The 18,440-nt window shown below is 60.9% G+C and carries 12 protein-coding genes; 4 read left to right on the top strand and 8 right to left on the bottom strand.

Annotation, left to right across the window (positions count from 1 at the left end; genetic code table 11):
• The first annotated feature begins 42 nt into the window (after nucleotides 1–42).
• Nucleotides 43–1,614 (top strand): proton-conducting transporter membrane subunit, encoded by a 1,572-nt coding sequence (locus tag AAFX04_14195; GenBank protein MEO1046586.1) that lies wholly within the window; start codon nucleotides 43–45, stop codon nucleotides 1,612–1,614.
• Between the two features lie 3 nt (nucleotides 1,615–1,617).
• Nucleotides 1,618–4,086, top strand: a complete 2,469-nt coding sequence (locus AAFX04_14190) for a DUF2309 domain-containing protein (protein ID MEO1046585.1) — start codon at nucleotides 1,618–1,620, stop codon at nucleotides 4,084–4,086.
• A gap of 50 nt (nucleotides 4,087–4,136) precedes the next feature.
• Here AAFX04_14190 and AAFX04_14185 read toward each other — a convergent pair whose 3' ends face one another.
• The gene (locus AAFX04_14185) at nucleotides 4,137–4,505 is read right to left on the bottom strand and encodes a metalloregulator ArsR/SmtB family transcription factor (protein ID MEO1046584.1); all 369 of its coding nucleotides are present in this window, start codon (nucleotides 4,503–4,505) and stop codon (nucleotides 4,137–4,139) included.
• Between the two features lie 164 nt (nucleotides 4,506–4,669).
• Entirely contained in the window at nucleotides 4,670–6,019 is a 1,350-nt protein-coding gene (locus tag AAFX04_14180; GenBank protein MEO1046583.1) for a DcaP family trimeric outer membrane transporter, read from the bottom strand.
• Between the two features lie 219 nt (nucleotides 6,020–6,238).
• Here AAFX04_14180 and acs point away from each other — a divergent pair, with 219 nt between their 5' ends.
• Entirely contained in the window at nucleotides 6,239–8,254 is a 2,016-nt protein-coding gene (gene acs, locus AAFX04_14175; protein MEO1046582.1) for an acetate--CoA ligase, read from the top strand.
• Nucleotides 8,251–8,895 carry a response regulator transcription factor gene (locus tag AAFX04_14170; GenBank protein MEO1046581.1) on the top strand — a complete coding sequence of 215 codons (645 nt, stop codon included), beginning with the start codon at nucleotides 8,251–8,253 and terminating at the stop codon, nucleotides 8,893–8,895. The genes acs and AAFX04_14170 overlap by 4 nt, the downstream gene beginning before the upstream one ends.
• A gap of 12 nt (nucleotides 8,896–8,907) precedes the next feature.
• On the opposite strand, the gene AAFX04_14165 is transcribed toward AAFX04_14170, so the two are convergent.
• The 6 genes from AAFX04_14165 to AAFX04_14140 form a co-directional block, all read right to left on the bottom strand.
• Nucleotides 8,908–12,366, bottom strand: a complete 3,459-nt coding sequence (locus AAFX04_14165) for a PAS domain-containing hybrid sensor histidine kinase/response regulator (GenBank protein ID MEO1046580.1) — start codon at nucleotides 12,364–12,366, stop codon at nucleotides 8,908–8,910.
• 170 nt (nucleotides 12,367–12,536) lie between these two features.
• The gene (locus tag AAFX04_14160; GenBank protein ID MEO1046579.1) at nucleotides 12,537–14,312 is read right to left on the bottom strand and encodes a sodium:solute symporter family protein; all 1,776 of its coding nucleotides are present in this window, start codon (nucleotides 14,310–14,312) and stop codon (nucleotides 12,537–12,539) included.
• A gap of 11 nt (nucleotides 14,313–14,323) precedes the next feature.
• Nucleotides 14,324–14,617: a DUF4212 domain-containing protein gene (locus AAFX04_14155; GenBank protein MEO1046578.1), complete on the bottom strand. Its 294-nt coding sequence runs from the start codon at nucleotides 14,615–14,617 to the stop codon at nucleotides 14,324–14,326.
• 137 nt (nucleotides 14,618–14,754) lie between these two features.
• Nucleotides 14,755–15,447 (bottom strand): exonuclease domain-containing protein, encoded by a 693-nt coding sequence (locus AAFX04_14150; protein MEO1046577.1) that lies wholly within the window; start codon nucleotides 15,445–15,447, stop codon nucleotides 14,755–14,757.
• Nucleotides 15,444–17,237 (bottom strand): DUF294 nucleotidyltransferase-like domain-containing protein, encoded by a 1,794-nt coding sequence (locus AAFX04_14145; protein MEO1046576.1) that lies wholly within the window; start codon nucleotides 17,235–17,237, stop codon nucleotides 15,444–15,446. Before AAFX04_14145 ends, AAFX04_14150 begins: the two co-directional genes overlap by 4 nt.
• A gap of 172 nt (nucleotides 17,238–17,409) precedes the next feature.
• Nucleotides 17,410–18,306, bottom strand: a complete 897-nt coding sequence (locus AAFX04_14140) for a CoA ester lyase (protein ID MEO1046575.1) — start codon at nucleotides 18,304–18,306, stop codon at nucleotides 17,410–17,412.
• Between the last annotated feature and the right edge of the window lie 134 nt (nucleotides 18,307–18,440).

The raw sequence follows: 18,440 nt of genomic DNA, 5'->3' as shown, positions 1-18,440 counted from the left end.
GCCGCTAATGCCACAGGAGCATAATTTTGTCCGGAGCGGTTCATGCCTGATCTTTTGACCATCCTTCCCACGCTCGCCCCGCTGGCGCTGATCATTGCCGGCCTGTTGTGTTTCCGCAATCCCGGCCTGCGCCCCAAGGCGGCACTGGCCGCCAGTCGCGGCGCCAGCCTGTTCGGGCTTGCTGCAGCGCTGGGGACAATCGGGCTGCTGATCGCCTATGGTCCGATCGATGGGGCGCTGATCGGTAGTGGATGGCTCAGCCTTGGGGACCGGATCGACCCGCTCAGCACCGCGCTGTTTACGCTGATCGCCTTTATCGGCGTGATCGTGCTGCAATATAGCCGCAACTATCTCGATGGCGATGCCGCCCAGGGTCGGTTTCTCGGCTGGATGTGCCTGACTCTGGCTGCGGTGATGCTGCTGGTTCTTTCGGGTACGCTGTTCCAGCTTGCCCTGGCATGGATCGGTACCAGCCTCGGCCTGCACAAGCTGTTGATATTCTATAATGACCGGCCGGCGGCGACCATCGCCGCGCGTAAGCGCACCGTTGTCGCACGGCTAAGCGATGCTGCGCTGATCAGTGCCTTTATACTGATCGGCATGGCCTTTGGCGAAACCCAGATCAGCGCCATATTGGCCGCAGCCAAAACCGCTGAGCCGAACAGCACAATCACTGTCGCAGCCTGCCTGATCGCATTGGCGGCGCTGCTGAAATCGGCACAATTCCCGACCCATGGCTGGCTGATCGAGGTGATGGAAACGCCGACACCGGTTTCGGCATTGCTGCATGCGGGCATCGTCAATGCTGGCGGCTTTCTGGTCATCCGCTTTGCCGATGTCATGCTTCTGGCGTTGCCATCGCTGTGGATCCTCGCCTTTATGGGCGGCCTTACCGCACTGGTCGGTGTTGCCGTCATGCTGACCCAGTCGCGCATCAAGAACCAGCTGGCCTGGTCCACGGTCGCGCAAATGGGCCTGATGCTGATGCAATGCGGCTTTGGTGCCTTCTCACTGGCACTGCTGCACATCATCGCCCATTCGGTTTATAAGGCGCACAGCTTTCTGTCATCGGGCAGTGTGATCGACGCAGTACGTGTGCCGACTACCGATGGCGCGGTGGGCCGTCCGGATATGGCGCGCTTCCTTGTCGGCGCTGCTGCCGCCCTCACCTTCTATGTCGGCATTGGCTCGCTAATGGGTATCCAGCTGACCGAGAAGCCAGGCTGGATGGTGTTTGGTGCGGTGCTGGTGCTGGCGCTTGCTCGCTTCATGGCCAAGAGCCTCGCCGCGAAGAGCTGGGTTGCCAGCACGATCCGCATCGGCGCTTCCGCCGTTGCTCTCTCCGCGCTCTATTTCGCACTCCAGCTAGGGGCAGCATGGCTCGTTGGTGACAGCCTGCCCGCAACGGCGATAACCTCCCCCGTGCTGGTCGCGATGATGGTCGGCTTTACCGCCAGCTTCATCCTGTTGATGGCGGTGCAGCATCTGCCGCCATCGCTTGCACGCACCCGCTTTGCCGAGTCCATGCGCATCCACACCACTAATGGCTTTTACGCAAACGCCGTTTTCAACCGCATCGTCGGCGCTTCGCGCGGACAGAATAAGGCTGTATAAATCATGACCACTGACGTTATCGAGAACGTGAAAGACCTGCCCGCCTCTGCTTCGGAGATGGTCCATATCCCTGCCGAGGCTTTGGAAACGGCTATCGGCGCATCGTGCAACCGCATTGCCCCTTGCTGGCCACTCAAGAATTTCGTCGCGGTAAACCCCTATTTCGGCATAGCTGACAAGAGCTTTATGGGTGCTGCTGATTGGCTGGCGCAGACTGCCGGTTCTCCGCTGACGCTCAAGCCCACCGAATATATCGAAGCGATTGATTCCGGCCGCATCACGTCTGATGCCCTGACGGCTGCGCTGAAAGCCGCTAATATCGATGAACGCACCGATGCCGTGGTCGCGCGGCTGACGGTGATGGATGATACGCTCATCAAAGCGCATTCCATGGCCTCACTGCTCTCAGAAACACGCGGCTGGGACATAGAGGATTTTGTCATTGACCGCATCTCGCATTGGGCGATGGCGCATTATGATGAGGGTCAGGCCGATTGGCGCCCCGATCTCGACAAGAGCGATTTCGCTGCCTGGAAGACCTTTGCCGGCATTGACAAGACGGCCAATGTCGCGGGCCTGAAGGGTCTGCGGCCGCTATTCAAAAGCCTTCCCGAAGACCCGCAAGCGGCGATTGCGCAGATGGCGATGGAGATGGGCCTCGGCGCTGAACGGTTGGAAATGGTGTTTGACCGGATGCTGATGAGCATCAATGGCTGGGCGAGCTATACCCGCTATATTGCCTGGGGCTATGAGCTGAAGGGCGAGAGCAATGACAGCGTCATGCAGATACTCGCCATCCGTCTCGCCTGGGACTGGGCTTTGTGGAAGACAGCCAGCACCAGCGAAAAGCAAGGCTGGGCCGAAGCGCTGGACGCGGCAGAAACCAGAAGCGATGATCCGGCGCTGGCGCTGCTCCATGCGGTGCACAATGCCTATGAGCTGAGCTGGCAAAAGGATCTGGTCGGCGAGATCAATGCGCAACCCGATACCGATGTGCCAGAGCGCCCGGAAGTACAGGCGGCATTCTGCATCGATGTCCGCTGCGAGGTCTATCGCCGCGCGCTGGAACAGGCCTTGCCGAAGGTGGAGACGATCGGTTTTGCCGGCTTTTTCGGCGTTGCCATGGAATATGTGCCTTTGGGCGCGCAATCGGGCTCTGACCAGTGCCCGGTGCTGCTGAACCCCGGATTCCGCGTCGCCGAGACCAGCGGTGATCCCCAGAAAGATGCCGAAATCATCGGTGCCAAGCGCGTACGGGAGGCCACCCGCGCCGCTTGGTATGCACTGAAAATGGGCGCTATTTCCTCTTTTGCCTTTGTCGAGACCATTGGCCTGGGCTTCTTCTCCAAACTGATCACCGACACGCTGGGCATTACCCGCCCCGGCCCCAATCATGCCGAACGTGGCGTAGCCAAAGGCCAGGCCGATACATTGGCCCCCTCATTGGACGCACAGTCCGAAATTGCCGGCATTCCAACCGATGAGCGTGTCGATCTGGCGGCAGGAATATTGGCCGGTATGGGGCTGACCAATCGCGTTGCGCCGCTGACCTTGCTGATCGGCCATGGCTCGACCAGCGCCAACAACCCGCATGCCAGTGGGCTTGACTGTGGTGCCTGTGGCGGCAGCCCGGGTGATTGCAATGCGCGCGCTGCGGTAACCCTGCTTAATGATCCGGGCGTTCGTGCCGGTCTTGCAGAGCGTGGCCAGCCCATCCCCGAAGATACGGTCTTTGTCGCGGCCAAGCATGATACCGTCACCGACGAGGTGAAGCTGCTCGATGCATGCTGTGTGCCGGAAAGCCACAAGGCGCAGTTGAAAGAGGTCAGGGCCGCGCTCGACACCGCCAGCGAGACTGCAAGGCTGGAGCGCAGCAACAAATTCACCATCCGCAAGCAGAATGGCGTTTCGAATCAGGTCCAGGCGCGTAGCAATGACTGGAGCCAGACGCGCCCGGAATGGGGCTTGGCAGGGTGCGCCACCTTTATCGCCGCGCCGCGCAAACGCACGCGTGGTATCGATCTCGATAGCCGCGCCTTTCTGCATGATTATGATTCCGCATCCGACCCGACACGGGGTGTATTGGAACTGATCATGACCGCGCCGATGGTCGTCGCAAGCTGGATCAACCTGCAATATTTTGCCTCGACCGTCGACAATGTCACCTTTGGCTGCGGCGACAAGACACTGCACAATGTGGTTGGCAAGGTCGGGGTTTTGGAAGGCCATGGCGGCGATCTGCGCACCGGGCTTTCCTGGCAATCGCTGCATGACGGCGAGAAGCTGATCCATGAACCGATGCGTCTCAATGTCATCATCGAAGCGCCGATCGATGCGATGAACACCATCATCGAAGGGCATGAGCATGTCCGCCACCTGCTCGACCATGGCTGGATCCATCTGTTCCATATGGACAGCGATGGCAAGGTTGCGAAGAAATATGCCGGCAATGGCGAATGGGCCGCGTTTTAATGCTTGGTCTGACGACTTGAGAGTCTGGCGATAAAGGCTGGAATCTCCAGCTAGTCTTTATCGCTACCAGGCTTTGGGGGCTGGGTGCGGGTTGCGCCGGTTTCAGAGGAATCGGCAGTGTCATCCAGCCCCCAAATCGCCCGCGCGCTGGCAATGTCTTCATCGGTGACGCTGCCGACCCGGTGCGCCACAAAGTCAATGCCATCGGCAATCCATCGCGCCATTTGCGGCTGGCGCAGCCGGTAAAATTGTTCGCGCCCCTCGGCTTCGGCTTCGACCACACCGAAAGACCGCAGGGCCGAGAGATGCTGCGACACTCGGGATTGCGGCATGTCTAGCGTTTCCGCCAGCTGGCCGACATTATGACGGCTCCGGTAAAGTTCTTCGAGGATTGCGATCCGGTCGGGATGGCCGATCAGCCGGAAAAATGTCCCGAGTTCCCTGGCAACAATATGACGGCTGGGAATGGTCCTTCTCCCTTGGCTCGACCGCGTCCGCCGAGAATCTTCCTCACGGAGCCCCGGCGGCCTTTTATGGGCCCAGCCTAGACCGCATTGGCGGCTTTGCCTAGCGCGCTATCACGTCAGAAACTATATTGTGCCGACACCTGAATCTTCTGCAGATTGCCCGACAGGCCATTTTCCAGCTCGCGATCGGCGATCAGATACTCGATACCGAGATTGAGCGGTGGCACCGGCGAATAGACAAGGTTGATGAAAGCATTCCAGCTCTGGTCGGTCACGCCATCGGTGGTCAGGTTGATCGGATTGTCAGCCTTGAAATAGCTGCCGGCAATGGTGGTGCGGATGGTGTCGGTCCAGAAATGACGATAGGCGGCAAAGCCGGAATAGGTGCGGATCGGCTCCAGTGTGCCATCGGGCCGCACAGCCGCATCATTGACAATATTGAGACCGATATAGCGTCCAACGCCATCGCCATAGGTACCCATGAAGCGCAGATCGTCGCGCTCGCCAATATTGATCTTGCCCGACAGGCTGATGCCATAGCCAAAAGCGCTATCCGAGGGCAGATTGAACACATCCGGGCCGACGCTGAGTGTACGGGCAATCCCGGCTATGGTCAGACGGCCCCAGTCCTGGGTATAATTATAGCGCAGCACAAAATCAGGCAGTGTATCATCATTGCCGATCACGCGTGCGCCGGTGGGGCTGGTGATTGTGGTTTCCGGTTGCTCGACAGCGATCTGCAGCCCGCCCTTGGTATAGCGGATCAACGGCTGACGGTCGAAGGTGGTGCCTGGGGTGACACCGATAAAGTCGAGCGTCTCGGGCAGAGCACCGACATCCTGAAAAGTCGACCAGGTCTGGCCCAGCAGCCATTCGTCATAGGTTATGAACGCCTGACGGACGCGCGGTATGAAGCTGTTGGAAATGCGCTCATTGCCGCCTGCAGTGACCATGAAATCCAGCTCGATAACCGAAGACAGCTTATGGTCATCACCGACATCGGTCGCGGTCTTGAAGAAGAACCGCGTCTGGCGAATGTTGAAATCCGTGTCGAAGCCCGATGCCTGACCACCGACCGGGATCAGCCCGGGTATCAGAAAATCGCGTGCGATGCTGCTCGACGGCACGGTGCCGCCGCTCGTCCGCTCACTGATCGCATCCATTTTGACATAACCGCCATAGGTTACCTGGGTGTTGCCAATGGCGAAACCGTCGCGCCCGTCATTGCGATTGGCGATCAGCTTGTCATTGACCTCGATAATGCCCTGCTCCACCGCGTCGGTGCGCTCGGCAAGCTCGCGAGTCTCCTCGACCGCCTTTTTCGCTTCTTCCATGACCTCACGGTCTTCCTGGCTGGCGACTTCTTTTTCATCCATCCGCTCAATCAGGGCGCCGACCAGCGCCTCGAGGCGATCCAGACGCTCCTCGATATCCGAATCCTGCGCCTGGGCGACCGTCGGGGTCATGCAGGTTGCGGCCATCAACAGGCCATATGTCATTGTTTTTATGCTCTTTGGCATATCTCTGTCCTCCCCTACAAGGTTCGGACGAATAGGCCATAAGCGCAGCCCGTGATAAATTAGCCAATGGTCTATGCGACGAAGGTCTGAGTCGCGCTTGCGCCGCGCTTGGCGCATAATCGAAACCATGTCATGTTCTGCACATAGGCCGAGGGAGAAGACGCCATGAATGCACCCAGTCCCGCTCTGAGCGAAACCCCAAATCCGAGTGAAGCTGGCGCTGCCAATGCCGCCGAAGCGCCGGTTGCGCGACCGCAATCCGACCCAACCCATTGCACCGCCGAACAATATGACGCACTCTACGCCCAGTCGCTGAGCGACCCGGACAGCTTCTGGATGGAGCAGGCCAAGCGGATCGAGTGGTTCACCGCGCCAACCAAAGCCGGCAACTGGTCATTCGATCCGGTGACAATCAAATGGTTCGAAGACGGCGTACTCAATATCTGCCACAACTGTGTCGACCGGCATGTCGAAGCGGGCAAGGGCGGCATCGATGCGCTGATATGGGAAGCCGATGAGCCGGGAACGGTGCGGCGGCTGACCTATGCCGAGCTGCTCAGCGAAGTGCAGCGTTTTGCCAATGTCCTGAAAAAACTCGGCGTCAAAAAGGGTGACCGCGTCACCCTGTATCTGCCGATGATCCTCGAGGGCGCCATCGCCATGCTGGCCTGTGCCCGTATCGGCGCGGTCCATTCAATCGTCTTTGGCGGCTTTTCACCCGAGGCTCTGGCCGGACGGATCGTCGATTGCGACAGCCGCTTCGTCATCACCGCCAATGAGGGCCTGCGCGGCAGCAAGAAGGTTCCGCTCAAGGCCAATGTCGATGCCGCATTGGCGGAGCATGCCGGTGATCAGCATGTTGAGGCAGTGCTGGTGGTGCAGCATACCGACAGCGATACCGCCCTGGTCGAGGGCCGTGACCATATATACGCCGATGTTGCGGCCACGGTTGACGCCGATTGCCCCTGCGAACCGATGAACGCCGAGGACCCGTTGTTCATCCTCTATACCTCGGGCTCGACCGGCCAGCCAAAGGGCGTGTTACATACCACCGGCGGCTATGCCGTATGGACCGCCACCACCTTCCACTATGCATTTGATTACCAGCCGGGTGAGATTTACTGGTGCACCGCCGATATCGGCTGGGTCACCGGACACAGCTATATAGTCTACGGCCCGCTGCAGAACGGTGCCACCAGCCTGATGTTCGAAGGCGTGCCCAACTATCCCGATGTCAGTCGCTTCTGGGATGTCTGCGAACGGCATAAGGTCAATATCTTCTACACCGCGCCAACCGCAATCCGTGCGCTGATGCGCGAGGGCGATGCGCCAGTGGAGAAGCATGATCTGTCGTCGATCCGGCTGCTCGGCAGCGTCGGCGAACCGATCAACCCGGAAGCCTGGCGCTGGTATCATCGCGTCGTCGGCAAGGAGAACTCGCCGGTGATCGATACCTGGTGGCAGACCGAGACCGGCGGCATCATGATCACCACTCTGCCGGGCGCGCATGACATGAAGCCGGGCAGCGCCGGGCGACCATTTTTCGGCATTTCGCCGCAGCTGGTCGACAATGATGGCGATGTGCTCGCCGATGAGCATATTGGCGGCGCCACCGAAGGCAATTTGTGCATCACCGCCAGCTGGCCCGGCCAGGCGCGCACTGTCTATGGCGATCATGAGCGCTTCGAGCAGACCTATTTCACCACCTATAAAGGCAAATATTTCACCGGCGACGGCTGCAAGCGTGACGAGGACGGCTATTATCGCATCACCGGCCGTGTCGATGACGTGATCAACGTCTCGGGCCATCGCATGGGCACTGCCGAGGTAGAAAGCGCGCTGGTGCTGCACGACAAGGTCGCCGAGGCTGCCGTCGTCGGTTATCCGCACGACATCAAGGGCCAGGGCATTTACTGCTATGTTACGCTCAATGCTGGCGAGGCGATGGACGAGGAACTGGCCAAGGCGCTCAAGGCCCATGTGCGCAAGGAGATCGGCCCGATTGCGACACCGGACCATATCCACTTCACTCCCGGCCTGCCCAAGACCCGCTCGGGCAAGATCATGCGGCGGATATTGCGCAAGATTGCCGAGAATGACTATGGTTCGCTGGGCGACACATCGACGCTTGCCGATCCCGGCGTTGTCGATACCCTGATCGAAGGACGCATGAACCGGTGACGCAAACGGTCCTGATTGCCGATGACCATCCGCTGTTCCGCGCTGCGATGCGGCAGGCGGTCGAGCAGATATGGTCCGATACCGCCATTATCGAGGTCTCCAATGTCGCTGCAGCGCGGCAGGAGATCGACAAGCAGCTACCGCTGCTGCTGCTGCTCGACCTGCATATGGAGGACAGCGATGGCCTCAGCGCGCTGCTCGACTTTCGCCAGGACTTTCCCGCCATGGCAGTGGCGGTGGTATCGGCGAGCGAGGAAAGCCGCGTATGGCAGGCGGCGCGCAATCTCGGCGCCGCCGCCTTCATCCCGAAATCGGCCGAGCTCGGCAGCATGCGCGAGGCGCTGGCGGCGGTGCGCGAGGGCGATATCTGGTTCCCGGAAATGGATGCGACCATCGACGCCGCCGAAAACGAGGAATTGCTGCGGCTGGCCAGCCTGACTCCGGCACAGCGGCGGATCCTCAATCATCTGACCAAGGGGCTGCTCAACAAGCAGATCGCCTATGAAATGGATATCAGCGAGGCGACAGTAAAGGCGCATATCACCGCGATTTTCCGCAAGCTCGGTGTGGTCAACCGCACCCAGGCGGTGCTCGTCGCCGGGCGGCTGGTGGTCGAGCAGCCGGTCACCGCGTCGCAATAGTCCGAAAAATCGCTATTCGGCGGCCTGGCACTGCGCCTGCGCCGCATTGGCGAATTGCTGGCTCAGCCAGGCGCGCAAGGCGATGGGCGGCACCGGCTTGAGCAACCGGTCCGAACCGATCCGGTGCGCTGCAGCGGCGGTTTCGGCACTGTCCTCGGCGGTAATCAGCAGCACCGGCGGATGGTAGCCCCAATGGCTCACCAGCTCGGGCACCAGCACGTCCCCTGTCAGGCCATTATCGAGCTGATAATCCATGATCAGGATATCGGGGCAGGGTTGCTTCAGCGCCTCCTGCCTGCCCCCGACTGTGGTTACCGCATGGCCCCAGCGCGTCAGCAGGGCGGATAGAGATTCGCGCGCCGCCGGGTCATTATCGACGCACAAAATATGATGCTGTGCCTGTGTTCCGGCGGGTTTCAGGCTGGTGCGCAAGGTTTTTGCCAGGGCACCGCGATCCTGCTGCGGTTCGCCCTTATGCTCCAGGTGCAGCGCAAAACGGCTGCCGCTGCCCGGTTCTGATTCCAACGACAATTGGCCGCCGAGCATCGGTGCGATCCGGCGGGCAATGGCCAGGCCGAGGCCCAGCCCCTCGCCATCGGAACGGGCAATCTGCTCGAACTCCTCGAAAATCCGCTCCTGTTCCGCCTCGGCAATACCCGGACCGGTGTCGCACACCTGTATCTCGGCAACACCTCCCGCACGACGACGCACACCAACGATGATGCGGCCGCTATCGGTATAACGAATGGCGTTGGTGAGCAGGTTCTGCAGCACAGACAGCAATAGCCCGCGGTCGCTTTCGACCATCAGCGAACAGGGCATGACCCTCAGCTTCAGGCCCTTGGCTTCGGCCGGGGCCTGATAGGCGGCTTTCAGCTCATCGAGTACATCCTGCAGCGCAAAGGTCGACAGCTTGGCAGTCATCTGTCCGCCATCGAGACGCGAAATATCGAGCAGGGCGCGCAACAGCCGGTGCGCCGTCCCGATCGAGCGGTCGATCTGGTCGAGCAGCGCCAAGGCATCCTTGCCGCCACCGGGATCATCCGTTGTGCCGCCATGACCGACATCGTCGCGCGCTGTCAGATCCTCGCGCAGCGCCGATCCGAAAAGCCGGGCGGCATTCATCGGTTGCACCAGATCATGGCTGGCCGCAGCCAGGAAACGTGTCTTTGAGCGCGTCGCCTTTTCCAGCGCCGCATTGGCTTCGGTGAGCTGCTGCGTCCGTTCCGCAACCTTCGCCTCAAGCGCCTGTTCGGCACGACGGTCGGCGGTGATATCAGTATAGCTGGTGACATAACCGCCCTCGGGCGCAGGATTGCCCTGGATGCGAAGGATCCGGCCATCGGCCTGTTCACGCTCCTGAAAATGCCGCGTCCCCTGACGCATATAGTCGATGCGCTTGTCCACCTCGCGGGTGATGTTGGCGCCATCGACGCCATTCTGCTCCAGATTATAGCGGATCAGATCCGCAATCGGGCGACCGACCACCGACAGATCATCGGGCAGGTCGAACATCGAGACATAGCGCTCATTCCATGCCACCAGCCGCATTTCACGGTCCACCAGCGCCACGCCCTGATCGATATTCTCGATCGCTATCTGCAACAGCTCGCCACTGAATTTAAGCTTTTGTGATGTCTCACCGAGCAACGCCAACACCTCTTCGGGCGGTAGCGGTTCGCCATCGAGCACCGACTGCATCAGCGTCGCTGCCGAGGCTGAGCCCAGCACCCCGGCAATCTGGCGCTCGGCCATGCGCACCAGCGGTCCATCAGCCGGATCGCGATCGGCATAGAACTGGCCATGCGCATCGCGCATCGCGGACAGCGCCTCATGAGTGCGCTCAGGACCAACAAACTGGCGCAGCAACAGCCGGATATCGGCGACCCGCAGTTGCGATTGCTCTGCCACCGCCTCGGGCAATTCCGGGCCGGTGGCGAAGGCCACGGCCTGGGCACGGTCGACCACGGTATCGCGCGCCAGCAGCGAAACCGCGACATAGAGCGCCACATTGAGGCCGGTGGCCAGCACCACGCCCGAAACCAGCGGATCGGCATGAATGGAAACCGGTGGTGACCAGCCGCTGAGCGATGGCAGCAACAGCAGCACCGCCCAGGCGACGAACCCCCCAGCCAGACCGGCGAGCATGCCCTGGCGCTTGCCACCGCGCCACAAAAGGCCCCCGACCAGTCCGGGCATGAACTGGGTCACCAGCGCGAAGGACAATGTGCCGAGGCTCGCCAGCAAAGCCCCCTGCTCGACCACCAGATAATAGCCATAAGCCAATACCAGCAGCACCAGCATGATGACCCGGCGCAAAGGCTGCACCGCAGTGGCGATGCGGCTGGCGCGCATATTGCTGTCACGCACCGAACGCAGCATCACCGGCAGCACCAGATCATTGGCGATCATCCCTGACAGCGCCACCGTGGAGACGATGATCATGCCGGTAGCGGCGGAAATGCCACCGAGAAATACAAACAGCGCCAGCGCCTCGGCGCCCTCGGCCAGCGGCAGCGTCATCATGATCATATCGGGCGCCGCCATCGCACCGGGGAGCAAGGTGAGGCCGGCCATGGTGACCGGGATCACCGTCAGGCTGATCAGCAGCAAATAGAGTGGAAACACCCAGCGTATCGGTCGTCGCGGTGCATCATGCGGTGCTTCAACAACGGTCATGTGAAACTGGCGCGGCAGGCACAGCGCCGCCGAAGCTGCGATCAGCGTTAATATCGCAAAGCGCGCATCGATCTGGTCGAGGGTGAAGATTGTGCCGAAGCTGCCACCGCTTGCCACAGCGACCAACGCTGTTCGGTCTGTCGAGAATAGCAGCCAAAGGGCAAAACCCGCCATCGCCACCAGTGCCAGAAGCTTGACCAGCGATTCAATCGCAATCGCCGCGACAAGGCCGCGATTCTGGTCGCTGATATGCGCCCGTCGGGTACCGAACAAAATGGCGAACAGCGCCATCACCACCGTCACCGCCAGCACCAGCACATCGGTGGGCAGCAGCCGGGTCAACATGGTCCCCGGCGCCAGCGCGGTCAGCGCATCGCCAACCGATTTGAGCTGCAGTGCCATATAGGGCAGCGCACCGATGGCGGCAATCAGCGTCACGGTGGCGGCTACGGTGGGGCTCTTGCCGTAACGGGCCGCGAGAAAGTCGGCGATCGAGGTGCTATGCTGAGCCTTGGCGACGCGCAGCGTCTGGCGGATCAGGCCATAGCCCAGGGTGAACAGCAATATCGGGCCGAGATAGATGGGCAGGAACTGCCAGCCCGAGACCGCAGCCGAACCGACCGCACCGAAAAAGGTCCAGCTTGTGCAATAGACCCCGATCGACAGAGCATGGACCAGCGCCACTCTGTGATCGGGCTGCCTCAGGGCATCGGAACGGTCTTCGCGATGCGCCACCCAGAACAGCGCCGCGATATAGGCTGCGGTCAATGATAGCGCGACCCACAGGATCATGCCGGACACCCTTTCCCCAAATCAGCCGGCGCTCATTTTGCGGCACCGGTTCTGACATGGTGACCAAGCCTAAACGCTGCGGCACGCAAAGAAAAGGGGCACCCGAAGATGCCCCTTTACGCGACCCGGGGAGATACCGGGATCAGGGTTTGAACCCTGGGTCATGGCCATCAATGTGCGTGTGCATCTCCGGCACCGCGCGGTACCCTGATCGAGTCGATCAGCTTGCGCACTTCCAGCGGCGGTGAGTCGGTCATCCGCGACACCGCAATCGCGATGGCGAAATTGACCAGCATGCCGATCACGCCGATGCCTTCGGGTGAGATGCCGAACAACCAATAGTCGGCAGTATTCAGATCGGGCGCTACGAATTTGAAGTAGACAATATAACCGAAAGTGAACACCAGACCGCTGACCATGCCGGCAATCGCGCCTTCCTTGTTCATGAACTTCCAGAAGATGCCCATGAAGATGGCCGGGAAAAGCGACGCCGCAGCAAGGCCAAAGGCAAAGGCGACCACCTGCGCCACCCATCCGGGCGGATAGATGCCGAGATAGCCAGCCACTATGATAGCCGCGGTCGCAGCGACCCGCGCGGCCAGCAGCTCGCCCTTCTCGCTGATCTGCGGTCGGAATGTCGATTTGAGCAGGTCATGGCTGATCGATGACGAGATCACCAGCAACAGCCCCGCCGCAGTCGATAGCGCCGCAGCGAGCCCGCCGGCAGCGACCAACGCCACCACCCAGCCGGGCAGATCGGCAATCTCCGGATTGGCCAGCACCATGATGTCGCGGTCGACATAGACCTCGTTGGCGCTGTCGCTGTTGGCGGCATTGGCCACCAGCCGCTCACCCGATGCCCCGGTTTCGCCGGTGAATTCGGGTTTGCCGGCAAAGGCATCGCCTGCCTCATAGGTCATCACGCCATCGCCATTCTTGTCCTGCCATGCGATCAGGCTGTTCGCCTCCCAGTTGCGGAACCATTCGGCGCTTTCGCTATATTCGACATTGTTGACGGTCTCGACAAAGTTGAGCCGGGCAAAGGCACCGACCGCCGGGGCCGTGGTGTAAAGCAGGGCGATGAATACCAGCGCCCAGCCCGCCGATTTGCGCGCATCCGATGCCTTGGGCACGGTGAAGAAACGCACGATCACATGCGGCAGGCCAGCGGTACCGACCATTAGCGCCATGGTGATGCAGAATATATCGATGGTCGCCTTCGACCCGTCGGTATAGGCCCCGAAGCCCAGATCCTGCAGCACCAGATCGAGCTTTTGCAGCACATACATCCCCGACCCGTCATTGACCTGGCTACCCAGGCCGATTTGCGGGATCGGGTTGCCGGTGATCAGGAAGCTGATGAAAAAGGCCGGAACCATATAGGCGAAGATAAGCACGCAGAATTGCGCCACCTGGGTGTAGGTGATGCCCTTCATGCCCCCGAGCACGGCATAGACGAAGACGATCGCCATGCCGATGATCACACCCATGGTGATGTCGACATCGAGAAAACGCGAGAACACGATCCCGACGCCGCGCATCTGGCCGGCAATATAGGTGAAGCTGATAAAGATCAGACAGATCACCGCGACCACCCGCGCCGCCTTGGAATAATAGCGCGTGCCGATGAAATCGGGCACGGTGAACTGGCCGAACTTGCGTAAATAGGGCGCAAGCAGCAGTGCCAGCATGACATAACCGCCGGTCCAGCCCATGAGATAGACCGAGCCGTCATAGCCGAGAAAGGCGATGAGGCCTGCCATCGAGATAAAGCTGGCCGCGCTCATCCAGTCGGCGGCGGTGGCCATGCCATTGACCACCGGGTTTACGCCGCCACCGGCGACGTAAAATTCCTTGGTCGATCCGGCCCGGGTCCACAGCGCAATGCCAATATATAGCGCGAAGGAGAGGCCGACAAATATATAGATCAGGGTTTGCGTTTCCATCGGTCCCCTCCTCAGTCGTCGAGATCATATTTGCGTTCGATCTGCTTCATCCGGACGGTGTAGAAGAAGATCAGCGCGATAAAGACGTAGATCGCGCCTTGTTGCGCGAACCAGAAACCAAGCGGGTAACCACCAAGCGAAAACTGGTCGAGAAACGGGCGGAACAATATGCCGGCACCGAAGGAGACGAGGAACCAGATTGTCATCAGCGATATCAGCAGGCGGATATTCTCCTTCCAATACGCCGCTTCATTGGCGCTGGTATCGCCATCGCCCTGCTGTGTTTCATCGTCATTCTCTGCCATATTACCCTCCCGCTTTATTGGCATTGCCGATCACGCATCGGGCGCTATCCGGCTTATGCTTGGGTCAAAGGCTAGCGACTTTCGTGACCAGCGATAGCGAGACTTTGGTATGAGATGCGCTGACAGCAGAGACGCGGCTACCAGCGGATCAGCTCGGCCAGCGACACCCTGTCGCGCCGGGCCGCGGCAATCTGGGCCAGCAGCAATTCGCCCGATGCCATCGCATCGACCAGCCCGTCATGCGCGTGATAGGCGGGCAGTCCATGACGTGCGCGCAGCGTGCCGAGGCGCAGACCGTCATGGGTGCGCTCGCGCGGGAACCAGCGCATTTCGATATCCATGGTGCAGATGGCCGGCAGCAGCAACGGTGCGCCGAAAACGCGGCGGCAGGCCGCATCGAGAAACGCCTGCTCGATCACCGCATTGTGCGCAACGATCACCGCGCCGCCCAGCAACGGCAGCAGTGCTGCCAGCATATCCGCTTCGCTGCTGCCCTTCTGTGCCGCGTCATCGGTGATACCATGAATCACCACGCTGGATGCACGCAGATCAGACTGTGCCGAGATGCGCAGCCGCTGCGCCGTCGCCAGCCGCACGGCGCCATTGCTGAGCGCGACCCAACCGGCTTCGAGCAACATGTCGCTGCGCGCATCCAGTCCATCGGTTTCCAGATCGATGGCGATCAATGGCGCGGACTGCCAGGGCACATCCATGTCGGGCGGCCCGGCGGCGTAATAATCGGCAAGCGCAGAACCCGATGCCGCCCGATGCGCTGTTTCAGCCGCCTTTTTCCAGCGCCGCATCCAGCGCCAGCGTGCGTCACCGATCATGTAATCGACCCGGCATAGCGGCTGCGCAACGCATCGAGCCGGTCGCGTATCAGCTTGAAGGCATCTTTGAGATGCGTCTGTTCGAACTGCGACAGGTTTTGCGGGTCGAGCTTGTTGTCCGGTGTCTTGCCTGCTCCCACCTGCCGCGCCTGATGACGGATGCGCACCTCGCGGATAAAATCAAAGGCATCGCTGACATTGGCGACGATCGCGCTTTCAAACCCCTGGCGTTCGCGCAACGCCGCCATGCGTGCATGGGTGTTGACCGCTTCCAGCCGCTCGGCCAGCGCATGGCAACGCACCAGATCGATCACCGGGTTGATCGCCTGCGCCTTGAGATCGAGGACCCGGCCATGCACTGCATCATCCTTGAGCAGGAAATTGCGGAAGAAACCGAGTGGGATTTTGGTTGCCGCCGCGGCGCGGGCAACAAAAGAGAGGAAAATCCTGTTCTCTGCCGCACGCGCGAATACCCGCCGTCGCAGCCCGTCGACCAGCGCCACATCGCCGGCAAGCGCGCGCATGTCGAAAAAAATGCCCGAGCGCATCACCGCATCGGGATCGGGCGCGTCGATCCAGCCGTTGAAAATGGCTTCCCAGCCGGCGACATCGTGACGCCATGCGCTGTTGGTCGCCATAATATTGCCCGGACAATAGACATAGCCCGCTTCATGCAGCCCGTCGCAAAGCAACTGCGCCACTGCGGAGAAATATTCGTCATGCTGCGCCGGGTCATAACCGTCACCAAAGACAAAGCCATTATCCTGATCCGACCCCAGCGACTGTTCATTGCGGGCCAGCGATCCGAAGGCGACCAGCGCATAGGGCACCGGCGGGGGCCCGAGCTTCTCCTCGGCCAGCTGCAATAGCTGGCGATGTGCGGTTTCACCGATCGACGAAGTGAACCGCGCGACATGTTCGGCATCGACCCCTGCCTCGACCAGTGACGCAAAACAGGCCGGCAGTCGCGCCGCCGCCTGGGCGACATCATGCGCATTACGCGCCAGCCGTACTTCGCCGGCAATATGCAACGCATCGGCACCAAGCCGTCCCAATATGTCGCTGGCGCCGACGATACCGATCAGCTCGCCGTTCGGATCGGTGACGGGAAGATGGTGGATATGCCGATCCATCAGCGTCAGCAGTGCGCCGAGCAGCGGATCCTGCGATGATGCGGTTATCGGATCGGGCGTCATCACTTCTGACAAGAGCGTATCGGGATCGCGCCCGGCGGCCAGCACCCGCGCCCGCAAGTCACTGTCCGAAACAATGCCGACCAGAGCTTTGTCATCGAAAATCGGCAGGGTGGTGACATTTTCGCGCGTCATCATTTGCGCCGCATCGAACACACTCATCGCCGCCTGCGCTGTCACCAGCCGGTCGCGGCTGATCAGGTCGCCCATGCGCGCCTGGCTGTGCGGCGAGATTTCCGCACCGCCATTGTCTTCGCGCAGCGTTCGCAGCGCGCGCTTGAGGCGCAACTGGCTGTCGGCAATGCAATAGCGCTGCAATGGCGGATGCGCCGCGTGCAACGTCAGAAAGCAGTCGCCATCGACCTGATAGATCAGGCTGTCTTCCAGCGCCTGTACAGCGTTGCGGGTAATGCCCTCGGCAAGCAGCGAAGGATAGCCATAGCATTCCCCCTCCCCCAGCCGGGCGTGCATCATGTCGCCATCGAGCCGCAGCTCGACCGCACCGCTGCGAACGATGCTGAGTTTGTCATTGGACTGGCCGGCGATGATGATGTCGCTGCCCTTACGGAAATAGCGCACCTCTATGGCGCGTGCCATTTTCGCCTGTGCCTCATGCGGCAACAGCGAAAACGGCTCATGCTGAGCCAGAAACCCGGTTATCTCGGCTAGCTCGGTCAGCGGCCGCCTCCTCCAGTCACGGTTTCAGCATAGGCTGATCGTGCCAGCGATGCCATGCGACTTTAGCCGTAATGGCGCGGCCGCGGCTTATCTATCCCCGCGCCACGATAGCCTCGGCCTGCGCCACCAGTTGCTCGGCTTCGGCGAGATGTAGCCGCTCGACCATCTTGCCGCCGAGCCGGATCACGCCCTTGCCGGCATTGTCCGGATCGGCAAAGGCGGCGATAATCGCGTGCGCGCCGGCCAATGCATCGGGATCGGGGGCGAAAATGCGATTGCAGGGGGCAATTTGCGACGGGTGGATAAGCGTCTTGCCATCGAAACCCAATAGCCGCCCCTGCACCGCCTCATGTTCCAGCCCTGCAGCATCGCCAATAGCATTATACACGCCGTCCAGCGCCACCAGTCCATGTGCCCGCGCCGCCATCACCAATGTCGACAGCGCCGTACGAAACGCTGTGCGTTCGGCATCGGCGGTGACCCGCATCTCCTTGGCGAGATCGTTGGTCCCGGCGACCAGAGCGGTCAGCGGCACCTCGCGCGCCATGGCGGCAATGTCGCCGAGCGCCAATATCGCCGCCGGTGTCTCGATCATCGCCCACAGCGCCATGCCATCGGCGACACCCATGGCCTGCATGCTCTCCGCAAAGACGCGCACATCTTCCTCGCTATCGGCTTTGGGCAGCAGCAGCGCATCGACGGGCAACGTCGCCGCCAATGCCAGATCATCGGCAAACCATTGCGTGGCGCGGCCATTGACCCGCAGCACCAGTTCGCGATGACCATAGCCCGCATTGTCCGCAAGCGCCGCCGCCAGCGTTTCGCGCGCTGCGGCCTTGGCATCGGGCGCAACCGCATCTTCAAGGTCGAAAATCACTATATCGGCATCGAGGCCGCGCGCCTTTTCCAGTGCCCGGGCATTGCCCGCCGGCATATAGAGCGCGCTGCGACGCGGGCGATGGTCATGGGCGGCTAGTGTATCGGCCATGCGCCACTTCTGACCCGCATAAACAGCGCGGTCAATCGAAAGCCGCACCACCGCACCAGCAAGGTCAGGGTTAAACCAAAAGTTAAACGCTTGTCGTTAATCCGTTGGTGAGGATGCGAGTTGAGGAAAATGCC

The organism is Pseudomonadota bacterium (assembly GCA_039818985.1).
GTDB lineage: Bacteria > Pseudomonadota > Alphaproteobacteria > Sphingomonadales > Sphingomonadaceae > Alterisphingorhabdus.
Note: the sequence above shows the minus strand (reverse complement) of the source record. Positions and strands in the feature narration are given on the sequence as shown.

Coding starts and splice junctions, on each gene's coding strand:
- AAFX04_14195 (MEO1046586.1), top strand. CDS start 43: ATGCCTGATCTTTTGACCATCCTTCCCACGCTCGCCCCGCTGGCGCTG.
- AAFX04_14190 (MEO1046585.1), top strand. CDS start 1,618: ATGACCACTGACGTTATCGAGAACGTGAAAGACCTGCCCGCCTCTGCT.
- AAFX04_14180 (MEO1046583.1), bottom strand. CDS start 6,019: ATGACCCCGACGGTCGCCCAGGCGCAGGATTCGGATATCGAGGAGCGT.
- acs (MEO1046582.1), top strand. CDS start 6,239: ATGAATGCACCCAGTCCCGCTCTGAGCGAAACCCCAAATCCGAGTGAA.
- AAFX04_14165 (MEO1046580.1), bottom strand. CDS start 12,366: ATGATCCTGTGGGTCGCGCTATCATTGACCGCAGCCTATATCGCGGCG.
- AAFX04_14160 (MEO1046579.1), bottom strand. CDS start 14,312: ATGGAAACGCAAACCCTGATCTATATATTTGTCGGCCTCTCCTTCGCG.
- AAFX04_14155 (MEO1046578.1), bottom strand. CDS start 14,617: ATGGCAGAGAATGACGATGAAACACAGCAGGGCGATGGCGATACCAGC.
- AAFX04_14150 (MEO1046577.1), bottom strand. CDS start 15,447: ATGATCGGTGACGCACGCTGGCGCTGGATGCGGCGCTGGAAAAAGGCG.
- AAFX04_14145 (MEO1046576.1), bottom strand. CDS start 17,237: ATGGCACGCGCCATAGAGGTGCGCTATTTCCGTAAGGGCAGCGACATC.
- AAFX04_14140 (MEO1046575.1), bottom strand. CDS start 18,306: ATGGCCGATACACTAGCCGCCCATGACCATCGCCCGCGTCGCAGCGCG.